Origin of the sequence: Aeromonas sp. Y318-3 (assembly GCF_027706185.1) — a bacterium.
GTDB lineage: Bacteria > Pseudomonadota > Gammaproteobacteria > Enterobacterales > Aeromonadaceae > Aeromonas > Aeromonas veronii.
Window position 1 is genome coordinate 1 of record NZ_JAPDCN010000035.1, and the last position, 10,497, is coordinate 10,497.

The following is a 10,497-nucleotide window of genomic DNA, read 5'->3' on the forward strand; positions in this document are numbered from 1 at the left end:
GCATTCGCCATGCGAGAGTAGGACACTGCCAGGCACCCAATACAAGAAACCCCGCTCATCGAGCGGGGTTTTTTATTACCTGAAACTCAGAAGGTAGCCTGATTTTTGACCGGTCCTATCTCCTTTCCTCTGTTCTTATTGTTACTCGGCGCTGTTTTCTGGTTCTACAAATAGCCTGATGTTCTGCTTGGTACTCTTTCTTCACTGAACCGCTGTCGCTCTGTATGGCGGCTCTGGCGTAGTCATGACCCACGAATCCTATGCTCGCCTGTACGCTAGGATCTCTTGCTTGCGATCTTTCCTGGGCATCTGCGTCCTGTGTTAGCTGAAGTCTTTCTTTTTGAGCCCTCTGCTTGTCCATGATTTTGTTAGTCGCCCACTGACGTTATGCCAGAGAGTGTGTTGGCTGTGCTAACACGCAGGCGCAGTGGTTGCTGCTTTGGGTCCTTGTTGTTTGGGGTAATAAGGAAATGGGAAGGGATACGCGCAGGAACGCAGAGGTTAGATGTTGATAGGTGATCTTGTGGCAGCTGTTGAGCCCGCAGGTGAGAAGATCAAGAAAGGAGTTGAAGAAGACTAATGTGTTGAGATCTATGACGAGTGGCAAATTGCAGGCAAACAAAAAGCCCACGCAACATGGTTGCATGGGCTCGGTATGAATGGCGGAGGAGGTGGGATTTGAACCCACGGATGGTCGCCCATCGCCGGTTTTCAAGACCGGTGCATTCAGCCGCTCTGCCACCCCTCCGCAGCAGTGCGGCGAATATTACCATGCTGATCCGGCTTGTAAATCCCCGTCCGGTTCGATTGCTGGTTAATTGCGCGAAACGACATGAAAAAGTGGCAATCAGGGCGTCTCAAGCGCTTTTTTGGCCAGATAACTTGACTTGAAAACAGACTCAACCACTATAGTGGTCTCTATCATATCCTCTGCAAGATAACGTTATGACTATTAAAAATGCCCTGTTTTGCGCGCTGGCTGGTGTGACCCTGCTGGCGACGCCGGTACATGCAAGCGAGCTTACCAAAAGCGATGTCGAGCAAATCGTTCGCGACTATCTGGTCAAGAATCCCGAGATCCTGGTCGAGATGTCCAATGCCCTGCGTGCCAAGCAGGAGAGCCAGCAGGCCGAGAGTGACAAGGCGCTGATCAAGGCTCACTCCAAGCAGCTTTATGCCAATCAGGATCCCGAGATGGGGAATCCGAAGGCGTCGCTGACCATTGTAGAGTTTTTCGATTACAACTGCGGTTACTGCAAACGGGCCCATCCGCTGGTCAAGCAGCTGATGGCGGAAGATAAAGATATCCGGTACATCTACAAGCAGTTCCCCATTCTGAGCGAGTCCTCCTACTTCGCAGCCCGTGCTGCGTTGGCGGTCCAGCTGGGTCAGCCTGACAAGTACCAGGCGTTCCACGAGAAGCTCTATACCCATCAGGGCCCGCTCGCTGATGAAGCACAGGTCAAGCAGTTGGCAGTGGCGGCCGGTGTTGACTGGAGCAAGGTGGAAGCCAAGATCAAAGATGGCAGCATTGACCAGAACCTCGGTACCAACCGTGCGTTGGCTGAAGCGCTCGGTATCTCCGGTACCCCGGCCTTCATCATCGGTGATCAGATCCTGCGCGGTGCCCCCCGTGATCTGGCCAGCCTGAAGGGGTTTATCAAGGACGTGCGTGCCGGCAAGAGCATTCAATAAGCAGTTGTCATGGTCGAGGGCCCAGCGCCCCGGCCAGATACAGAAAGAGGGTCGGTATCACTACCGGCCCTCTTTTTTATTATGTCCTTTGGCACAAGTGGTCGTCGCGAAAGGACCATAACAACGTGCTCAGGACCCGGCCTGTTGGCCTCAGTAACAAGTATTAGCAGAGTCGTTCGGAGTCCATTGATAAATATTTCGCCTCGCAGAGGTGTGTCGTGAGTATTGCTTAATTCCGGTCAAGATTTTTTCTGCTGCTTGCCTTAGAATCGCCGCCCGTTGCAGGAGAAACCCCTATGTTAGTTGATATTTTACGGCTGGTTTTTATAGCTGGAGGCCTCGTATTCATCTTTATGCTGGTGCAAGCCTGCTGGCGGAAGAAGCAGAGTGGATCCTTTGAGGCGACACCCTTCTGGCCGGTGGCGTTGATCGGTGGGGTTGCCAACTTTCTCGATACCCTGGGGGTGGGCAGCTTTGCGGTAAAGACCGCCTGCTACAAGCAGTTCAAGCTGATCGATGATCGGGTGCTGCCGGGGACCCTAAATGGGCAGTGTGTGCTGCCGACCGTGACTCAGTCGCTGATCTTCGTCGGCGCAGTCGCAGTGGAGCCGCTGACGCTGATCAGCATGATGATGGCCGCCGCAGCGGGCGCAGCTTGGGGCGCTCGTCATGTGGCCTCGTTTGATCGGCAGACCATCCGGTTGGTGATGGCTATCTCCTTACTGGTCGTTGCAGGGCTTATCTTTGCCGGTCTGCTGGGGCTTTTCCCTGTAGGCGGCGATGCGATGGGGCTCAGCGGCTACAAGCTTGCGATCGCCCTGCTTGGCAATTTCATCTTCGGGGTGCTGATGAATGTCGGTATCGGCCTGTTTGCCCCCTGCATGACGTTGGTTTATCTGCTGGGGATGAATCCGCTGGCGGCGTTTCCCATCATGATGGGTTCCACCGCCGTGCTCAGCGTTTTCTCCGCAGGCACTTTTATCCGCAAAGGGGCGTTCGATGCCAAGGCGGTGCTGGCGGTAGCCATCTTCGGTCCCATCGGTGTGGTGCTGGCCGCCATGCTGGTCAAATCCATGGATATGGAGATGCTGAAGTGGCTGGTTGCCTTTATCGTCATCTATACCTCCTGGACCATGTACGCTTCTTGGCGGGCGGCGCGTCGCTCCCCTGTGCAGCTGACGGTGGAGAGCGCAGGCTAGCCTGTACCAGTGCCGCTTCGGCCTTGGCTCCCAGAAAGACATAGAGGCCAAGTGCCAGCAGCAAACCCACCGCACACCCCATCACCCCGACCGCAGGCCAGAGCAGCTCGCTCTGGCCGAGCGAACCTTTGAATAGCAGCAACAGTCCCTCGATGGAGACCGCGATCAGAATGGCGGCGATAAAGCGGGTGATGGTGCGGCGAATGGCACTGTGGCGGAAGATATCCTTATGCAGCAGTACCTCCTCTTCCAGAATGGTCTTGCCCAGATCGAACACCGCCAGTGCCAGTGTCAGGAAGATGATGGCGCTAAAGGCGCCGAGCTGGTTCTGCTGCTCGCCGCACAATAGCTGGTAGAGCTGCTCCAGCCCGTGCCAGATCAGGGTGGCGACGATGAGAAACAGCGCCATGCTGAGCACCACATAGACCGCCTTGAACCAGGGCATGGCGCGGCGGCGCTCCCTGTCTCCCATCAACCAGCCAATCAGCTGATTCAGACAGACGGTGATCTCCCGTCCTTGCCCCTGCACGATAAGGTGCAACCGGTTATGGGCCGCCGGTGCCGCAGGCTGGATGCACATCGGCCCCTGATAGTGGTCAATGCTGACGACAAAGGGATACCCCTTGAGCGAGACAAGGGGGGCGCTGAGCAGCCCTTGCAGTAGCGGGGTCAACTCCTCCTGATACTCCTGATAGCGCCGCAGCACATCGATGGGGCTCATCTCTGCCATATGGACCTCGGTGACGTGGGCTCTTGTGGTGAATGTGCAAATAGTGGGCCTGCTTTATGACAGGGATGGTGGGGCAGGTTGCACCAGAGAATGACAAATCGGTGGATGACGAGGGGGGAATGCACCAGAAATGGGCGTATTGCCGCCCTGTGTGGTGATGAAGGCACTGCAATAGAAAAGGGCCCATGACGGGCCCTTTGCGACAACCAGCGGCGATTTAGCCAGCCAGCTTGGCGAAGCTGCGCTCGGCGGCAGCCAAGGTATGTTCGATCTCCTTGTCGCCGTGAGCCAGTGACAGGAAGCCCGCCTCGTAGGCGCTCGGCGCCAGATAGACGCCCTCTTCCAGCATGAGATGGTAGAAGCGCTTGAAGCGTTCCATATCGCAGCGAGTGACCTGCTCGTAGCGGGTGATCTCGGTCTCGTCGGTGAAGAAGAAGCCGAACATACCGCCCACATAGTTGATGGCGAGCGGGATACCGTGTTTGGCCGCGGCCGCTTTCAGCCCTTCTGCAACCCGCGCAGTTTTGGCGCTCAGCTGCTCATAGAGGCCCGGCTTCAGCAGCAGATCCAGCATGGTCAGACCGGCTGCCATGGCCACCGGGTTACCGGAGAGAGTACCCGCCTGATAGACAGGGCCGGTCGGTGCGATGTGTTGCATCACCTTCTTCTTGCCGCCGAAGGCGCCCACCGGCATGCCGGCACCGATGATCTTGCCAAGAGTGGTGAGATCCGGGTCGATGTTGTAGTGACCCTGGGCACCGCGCAAGGAGACGCGGAAGCCGGTCATCACTTCGTCCAGGATCAGCAGGGCGCCGAACTCGTCACAGATGGCGCGCAGACCTTCCAGGAAGCCCGGCACCGGCGGGATGCAGTTCATGTTGCCTGCGACCGGCTCGACGATGATACAGGCGATCTCGCTGCCGTACTGGGTGAAGGCTTCACGCACCGAATCCAGATCGTTGAAGACGCAGGTCAGGGTGTGTTTGGCGAAATCGGCTGGAACGCCCGGGCTGTTGGGTTGACCCAGGGTCAGGGCGCCGGAGCCTGCCTTGACCAGCAGGGAGTCGGCGTGGCCGTGGTAGCAGCCCTCGAATTTGACGATCTTGTCGCGGCCGGTGTAGCCACGGGCCAGACGAATGGCGCTCATGGTGGCTTCGGTGCCGGAGTTCACCATCCGTACCTGCTCCATGGAGGGGACGATCTGGCGCACTTTCTCGGCCATCAACACTTCGATCTCGGTCGGCGCACCGTAGCTCAGCCCTTTCTCAACGGCCTTGATGACGGCAGCCTTGATGGCGGGGTGGTTGTGACCCAGCAGCATGGGGCCCCAGGAGCCGATGTAATCCACGTAGGCCTGACCATCCACATCATAGAGATAGGCGCCATCGGCGTGATCGATGAAGCGGGGCGTGCCGCCGACCCCATTGAAGGCGCGGACCGGTGAGTTGACGCCACCCGGAATGGTCTGGCGGGCCTGTTCAAACAGCTGATCTGATTTTGACATGGATCATCCTTAATGGGATTTTGGTCGTCACACAAGGGATTGCAGCCGATTGAGACTCGGCAGGCCGGAGCATCAGGAGTATGCTTTGCGCTCTCGCCACCCGGACTCTCGGTCTGCTCCCGTGACAAAAATTTAACGGGCCGACTATAGCAGAAAGCCCCAGCCCTGGGCAGCCGAGCAACGCGCCGGGTGATCCTGATCTCAGCTAGCTGACGATATGGTTTTTCCAAGTTGGTGTAACAAGATGGCGCAACAAGCTCTCTCCTCTGAAGCCGATACCTCTTCGCGGGGGCCGCTTTCCCGCATTATCCGGCAAGACAAGATGCCCTTGCTGGTGCTGCTGCTGGCGGCGCTGGTCGGCACCCTGGCCGGACTGGTGTGCGGCCTGTTCGAATCGGGAGTCCACTGGCTGGCAGAACAACGTATCGCCTTGCTGGCAGACCGTCCCTGGTGGCAGCTCGGTCTGCTTGGCTTTGGCTTCAGCGCCTTGCTGGGATTTGTCGGTTACTTCCTCACTCATACCTTTGCCCCGGAAGCGGGTGGTTCCGGCATTCCCGAGATCGAGGGGGCGATGGACGATCTGCGCCCGGTTCGGTGGTGGCGGGTGTTGCCGGTCAAGTTCTTCGGCGGCATCTGCACCCTGAGTTCCGGCATGGTGCTGGGGCGGGAGGGGCCTTCGGTACAGATCGGCGGCAACCTAGGCAAGATGGTGGCTGATCTCTTCCGGCTGCCCAAGGAGCATGGCCATGCCCTGCTGGCAGCCGGTGCGGCGGGCGGTCTGGCGGCAGCCTTCAATGCGCCGCTGGCAGGGATCCTGTTCGTGATGGAGGAGATGCGTCCGCAGTTTCGTTACTCCTTTCTGGCCATCAAGGCGGTGGGGATCTCCGCCATCATGGCGACCCTGATGCTGCAGAACATGAAAGGGCAGGGGGCGGTGATCACCTTGCCCCACTACGATGCGCCAGCCCTCAAGGCGCTCTGGCTGTTCCTCTTTATGGGGGCCACCTTCGGGGTGCTCGGTTTTGTCTTCAACAAGCTGGTGCTGGCCTGTCAGGATGGTTATCTGGCGTTGCATCAGAACAAGCGCCACCGTTTTGTGGCCATCGGCATGCTGGTCGCCGGAACGTTTGGCGTGCTGTCGCTGTTTGCTCCCGCGGTGACGGGGGGCGGCACAGAGCTTATTCCCCATCTGATGGGGGATGAGTATGCGATGGCGACCCTGTTCCTCATCTTCTCGGTGCGGCTGGTTGCGACCCTCATCTGCTTCTGCTCCGGTGCCCCTGGCGGGGTGTTTGCGCCGACCCTGGCGTTGGGCACCCTGTTTGGCGTGGTGTTCGGCCATCTGTTTCATGCGGCGTTTCCCGAGCTTGGCATCGAGCCCGGCGCCTTTGCCATCGCCGGAATGGGGGCTCTCTTTGCTGCCACCGTGCGCGCCCCCATCACCGGTATCGTGCTGGTCACCGAGATGACCGACAACTATCAGCTGATCCTGCCGATGATGATTACCACGGTTGGGGCGACTCTGGTTGCCCAGTGGCTGGGTGGCCGACCCATCTATTCCCAGATCCTGGAGCGAACTTTACGGCTCGCCGCGCGTCAAAAGCGGGGTGATGGCAGTGCCACGGCCAGTTAATTTTTCCCTTTATCGCCTTTGGCCCCGGTCAGGGCGGTATAGTGAAGGGAGAGGCGCTGCCGTAAATGGCGTGATAACGGGATGAGGGGCTATGTCCAATCTATTGAAGTTATTGGTCGTGTTAGCCGTTGGCGGGCTCATCGGTTACTTTGTCGGGAACCGTCAGGAGCTGGCTCAGAGCAGTCTGTTGGTGGTGCAGCAGGAGACGCTGGATCGCCAAGGCAAGGCCATCGGCCAGCTCAAGACCGAATTGGGGGTGAAAGATACCCAGCTGGCGACCCAGAAAGCGGCCTTCGAGCAGTTGCAGACCACCCTGAAGAGTCAGGAGGCGCAGGTGCAGGAGCTCAAGCGCCAGCTGGCCTTTTTCGAGCGGATCATGCGCCCCACCGGCGAACAGGTGGGGGTGGTGATCGACAACCTGACCCTGCAGGAGACCAGCATTCCCGGTCGCTACCACTATCGCCTTGCCCTGACCCAGCCCGCCAAAAAGCGGGAGCTGTTCCGTGGTCAGGTGCAGATCCGGGTCGAGGGGAGTCTGGCTGACAAGCCGAAGACGCTAACCGGCCGCGATCTCGGGATGAAGGTGAGCGAGTGGCGTTATGCCCTGCGTTATTTCCAGCTGCTGGAAGGGAATTGGCAGTTGCCGGAAGGCTTTGTGCCGGATCGGATCCGTGTCACCATCAACAAGGATGGCAGGCAACCGGCGCAAGAGCTGCTGGTTGAGTGGGGCGAGGTGATCAAGCCGCTGGTCGCCGCGCCGCCTGCTCCGGTTCCCGCGGCCGGTTAAACGTGGTGAATACTTGAACTGAATGGTCGGGTATTGGATAATTTCGCGGTTTCCATGTTTGTGGATCTAATGGTTGTGAGGTCAGTAATGAGTGCAGTAGCAGAAGCCCCGCTGCCCATCCAGATGACGGATGCGGCGGCCAATAAGGTGAAGAACCTGATCACCGAGGAAGAGAATCCCGAGCTGAAGCTGCGGGTATACATCACGGGTGGGGGCTGCTCCGGTTTCCAGTATGGCTTTACCTTTGATGAGAAGATCAACGACGGGGACACCGTAGTCGAGAAGAATGGCGTCACCATGGTGATCGATCCCATGAGCCTGCAATATCTGGTAGGCGGCAGTGTGGATTACACCGAGGGTCTGGAAGGTTCACGCTTCACCGTGACCAACCCCAATGCCACCACGACCTGTGGCTGTGGCTCCAGCTTCTCCATCTGATCGGCGTATCGGTCTGATGAAACGGCTCTCGGCAACGAGGGCTGTTTTTGTTTGTGGGCTCTGGGATGACGGTAAAACAGCATCCCCCCTGAAACAACAAAGGCGCCTTGGTGGCGCCTTTGTTGTTTCAGGATGGCTTAGCGGGAGCTTGCCGCCGCGACCAGCGGGATCCGGTTCACTGCCTTGCCCATGTAGGCGAGGGTGATGGTCACAATGATGCAGGTGAAGCTCAGCCACATGTAGGGCAGGTAGTCGAGGGTTGCCACCCCCAGCACCCCGGCCATGAAGATGCCGTTGTCGCTCCAGGGCACCATGCCGCAGGTGAGGGTGCCGCCAAACTCGGCGTTGCGAGAGAGGTTCTTGCGCGCCAGTCCCAGTCGGTCGTAGTTCTTGGCCATGATCTTGGGGGTCAGGATCAGCGACACATACATGGCCGAGCCAAACACGTTGGCCAGAAACGCAGTGCCGATGGTGTGGCTGGTCAGGCTGCCGACGCTGTTGATGCGCTTCTCGAAGGCGCTGGCGATCACTTCCAGAATGCCGACCTTCTCCAGCAGGCCGCCAAACCCGAGACCGAAGATGATGACCGCGACCGAGCCCAGCATGGACTCCATGCCGCCGCGACCGAGAATGTTGTCGATAAAATCGATGCCGGAGGTGATGGCAAACGGACTATAAGCCGAGTGCATTGCCTTGACCGGATCCATGCCCTGGAAGGCGATGGCCCAGATCAGGCCCAGCAGGGCGCCGAAGCTGATCACCGGGAAGGCGGGCTTGCGATTGGCCAACAGGCCCAGTACCAGCACCACCGGCACTATGGCCAGTGGGGTAATGTTGAACTGGTTGTCGAGAGCCTCCATCACCAGATTGACCTGCTCCAAGCTGACGTTGCCCGAATACTGCATGCCCACCACGGTGAACAGCACGGCGGTGATGACATAGGAGAGCAGGCTGATAGGCAGCATCCCCTTGATATGCTCCACCACGTCGACGTTGGACATGGTCGAGGCCAGTACCACGGAGTCGGAGAGCGGAGAGAGCTTGTCACCGAAGTAGACGCCGGAGAGCACGGCACCGGCTACCAGTGGCGCAGGCACGCCGAGGCTGTGGCCGATCCCCATCATGGCGATACCGGCGGTGGCGGCAGAGCCCCAGGAGGTGCCGGTGGCCAGCGAGGTCAGGGAGCAGATGATCAGGGTTGCCAGCAGGAAGATGGACGGATGGATCACCTTGAGGCCGAAGTAGATGATGCTGGGGACTATGCCACCGGCAATCCAGGTGCCGACCAGAGCACCGACGGAGACCAGGATCAGGATGGCCCCCATCCCCTTGGCAACGCCGTCAACGGCAGCCTGTTCCAGGGATTTGTAATCGTGGCCGAGTTTGATGCCAAGCCCCATGATGACGAACCAGGCGATGAACAGCGCCAGCTGGATCGGCAGATCGAGCACGCTGGTGAACGAGAATGCCAGGGCCAGGAAAATGGCCAGACAGGCAAACACCTGTGCCATGCCCGGTAGTCGGATGTGGTTTTGTTGGTTTTGCATAGATACTTCCTAAACTCTTGCTCGCCAAGGTCACTCCCTCTCGTCCTGTGGATACATCGATCCCGAGGAGGCAACCCAAAAAGAGGCCGCAATCTACCACAAACCCGGCGGGTTAAAGCCCCATCAAATTGGCAAAAATGCACATTTGATTGAAAAAATCACAAATTAGTTGATCTCATAACCCGTTTTTGAGCGGCCTGTTGACACAGGGGGTCACATACGAAGCTTGCCTGTGACGCCACTTGCATCCCCAATAAATGCAGATGATAATTATTATCAATTGCTGATTAGGGAGAAAACAATGCGCTGGATATTGCAGGGTATGATGTTGCTGGTGGCGGTGGCCGTACTCGCATGGGGTCAGGATAAAGAGTACGGCACCTGGAGTGTAGGTTTTCTGCTGGCTGCTTGGATGATGCTGGAGCCCGGATTGCGGCCCGCCTTGATCTTGCTGCCAGTGGCCGGGTTGACCGGTATCGTTACCCTGCTCTGGCAGCAGCCCTGGTTATGAGCTTTTGACGGGAGCCTGCTTGATCTTCTGCTGTGCCACCTTAAGCGATTCGACCACCAGCTTCTCCATTTCGGTGCGCTTGGCGTCGGTCAGGAAGTAGATCATGTCGACATTGTGGCGAATATAGTGGGCCGGAAGCTGGTTGAGGGTAAGGCAGCAGAGGTCGGCCATCTGATCGCTGTTGAGCTTTTGCTGCAGCCCCTGTTTCTCAATCTCCTTGAGCACCAGATGTTCGTAAAAGTTGTGAATGTCGGTATCCAGTATCATATGCGTTCCTTGGCATGACGATGAGCGGGGAGTCGTCAAAAGCATAGCCATAACAAGGAGTAAAAACAAAAGGCCCATCACTTTCGTGATGGGCCTTTTGCGTAATGAATGGTGCGAAGAGAGGGACTCGAACCCTCACATCCGTGGGACACTAACACCTGAAGCTAGCGCGTCTACCAATTCCGC

10 protein-coding genes and 1 tRNA gene are annotated in these 10,497 nt (G+C 58.1%); 6 read left to right on the forward strand and 5 right to left on the reverse strand.

The window, feature by feature from the left end:
* Positions 1-660: 660 nt before the first annotated feature.
* A tRNA-Ser gene (locus OKB77_RS23535) sits at positions 661-748 on the reverse strand.
* Positions 749-945: 197 nt separating this feature from the next.
* On the opposite strand from OKB77_RS23535, the gene OKB77_RS23540 reads away from it, so the two are divergent.
* Together OKB77_RS23540 and OKB77_RS23545 are read left to right on the forward strand one after the other, a co-directional pair.
* Entirely contained in the window at positions 946-1,695 is a 750-nt protein-coding gene (locus OKB77_RS23540) for a DsbA family protein (RefSeq protein ID WP_042084194.1), read from the forward strand.
* Positions 1,696-1,991: 296 nt separating this feature from the next.
* Complete coding sequence (locus OKB77_RS23545) at positions 1,992-2,894, forward strand: sulfite exporter TauE/SafE family protein (protein ID WP_064338862.1); 903 nt, start codon at positions 1,992-1,994, stop codon at positions 2,892-2,894.
* On the opposite strand, the gene OKB77_RS23550 is transcribed toward OKB77_RS23545, so the two are convergent.
* Both OKB77_RS23550 and hemL read right to left on the reverse strand, forming a co-directional pair.
* Positions 2,809-3,624, reverse strand: coding sequence for a hypothetical protein (locus tag OKB77_RS23550; protein WP_158110469.1), 816 nt, complete (start codon positions 3,622-3,624; stop codon positions 2,809-2,811). The two genes, OKB77_RS23545 and OKB77_RS23550, sit on opposite strands and share 86 nt — an antisense overlap.
* Positions 3,625-3,841: 217 nt before the next feature.
* Positions 3,842-5,128 (reverse strand): glutamate-1-semialdehyde 2,1-aminomutase, encoded by a 1,287-nt coding sequence (hemL, locus tag OKB77_RS23555; RefSeq protein ID WP_265776526.1) that lies wholly within the window; start codon positions 5,126-5,128, stop codon positions 3,842-3,844.
* Positions 5,129-5,372: 244 nt separating this feature from the next.
* Here hemL and clcA point away from each other — a divergent pair, with 244 nt between their 5' ends.
* The 3 genes from clcA to erpA all read left to right on the forward strand — a co-directional run bounded on the left by clcA (position 5,373) and on the right by erpA (position 7,986).
* Positions 5,373-6,761 (forward strand): H(+)/Cl(-) exchange transporter ClcA, encoded by a 1,389-nt coding sequence (gene clcA, locus OKB77_RS23560; protein ID WP_265776527.1) that lies wholly within the window; start codon positions 5,373-5,375, stop codon positions 6,759-6,761.
* A 91-nt stretch (positions 6,762-6,852) separates the two neighbouring features.
* Positions 6,853-7,548 carry a DUF6776 family protein gene (locus OKB77_RS23565; RefSeq protein WP_005343032.1) on the forward strand — a complete coding sequence of 232 codons (696 nt, stop codon included), beginning with the start codon at positions 6,853-6,855 and terminating at the stop codon, positions 7,546-7,548.
* Positions 7,549-7,635: 87 nt separating this feature from the next.
* Positions 7,636-7,986, forward strand: a complete 351-nt coding sequence (erpA, locus tag OKB77_RS23570; protein ID WP_005340225.1) for an iron-sulfur cluster insertion protein ErpA — start codon at positions 7,636-7,638, stop codon at positions 7,984-7,986.
* A 137-nt stretch (positions 7,987-8,123) separates the two neighbouring features.
* Here erpA and nhaC read toward each other — a convergent pair whose 3' ends face one another.
* Positions 8,124-9,533 carry a Na+/H+ antiporter NhaC gene (nhaC, locus tag OKB77_RS23575; protein ID WP_005357819.1) on the reverse strand — a complete coding sequence of 470 codons (1,410 nt, stop codon included), beginning with the start codon at positions 9,531-9,533 and terminating at the stop codon, positions 8,124-8,126.
* A 301-nt stretch (positions 9,534-9,834) separates the two neighbouring features.
* Here nhaC and OKB77_RS23580 point away from each other — a divergent pair, with 301 nt between their 5' ends.
* Positions 9,835-10,044, forward strand: coding sequence for a hypothetical protein (locus OKB77_RS23580; RefSeq protein ID WP_199415347.1), 210 nt, complete (start codon positions 9,835-9,837; stop codon positions 10,042-10,044).
* On the opposite strand, the gene OKB77_RS23585 is transcribed toward OKB77_RS23580, so the two are convergent.
* The gene (locus OKB77_RS23585; RefSeq protein ID WP_005343036.1) at positions 10,039-10,311 is read right to left on the reverse strand and encodes a late competence development ComFB family protein; all 273 of its coding nucleotides are present in this window, start codon (positions 10,309-10,311) and stop codon (positions 10,039-10,041) included. The two genes, OKB77_RS23580 and OKB77_RS23585, sit on opposite strands and share 6 nt — an antisense overlap.
* Between the last annotated feature and the right edge of the window lie 186 nt (positions 10,312-10,497).

Coding starts and splice junctions, on each gene's coding strand:
- OKB77_RS23540 (WP_042084194.1), top strand. CDS start 946: ATGACTATTAAAAATGCCCTGTTTTGCGCGCTGGCTGGTGTGACCCTG.
- OKB77_RS23545 (WP_064338862.1), top strand. CDS start 1,992: ATGTTAGTTGATATTTTACGGCTGGTTTTTATAGCTGGAGGCCTCGTA.
- OKB77_RS23550 (WP_158110469.1), bottom strand. CDS start 3,624: ATGGCAGAGATGAGCCCCATCGATGTGCTGCGGCGCTATCAGGAGTAT.
- hemL (WP_265776526.1), bottom strand. CDS start 5,128: ATGTCAAAATCAGATCAGCTGTTTGAACAGGCCCGCCAGACCATTCCG.
- clcA (WP_265776527.1), top strand. CDS start 5,373: ATGGCGCAACAAGCTCTCTCCTCTGAAGCCGATACCTCTTCGCGGGGG.
- OKB77_RS23565 (WP_005343032.1), top strand. CDS start 6,853: ATGTCCAATCTATTGAAGTTATTGGTCGTGTTAGCCGTTGGCGGGCTC.
- erpA (WP_005340225.1), top strand. CDS start 7,636: ATGAGTGCAGTAGCAGAAGCCCCGCTGCCCATCCAGATGACGGATGCG.
- nhaC (WP_005357819.1), bottom strand. CDS start 9,533: ATGCAAAACCAACAAAACCACATCCGACTACCGGGCATGGCACAGGTG.
- OKB77_RS23580 (WP_199415347.1), top strand. CDS start 9,835: ATGCGCTGGATATTGCAGGGTATGATGTTGCTGGTGGCGGTGGCCGTA.
- OKB77_RS23585 (WP_005343036.1), bottom strand. CDS start 10,311: ATGATACTGGATACCGACATTCACAACTTTTACGAACATCTGGTGCTC.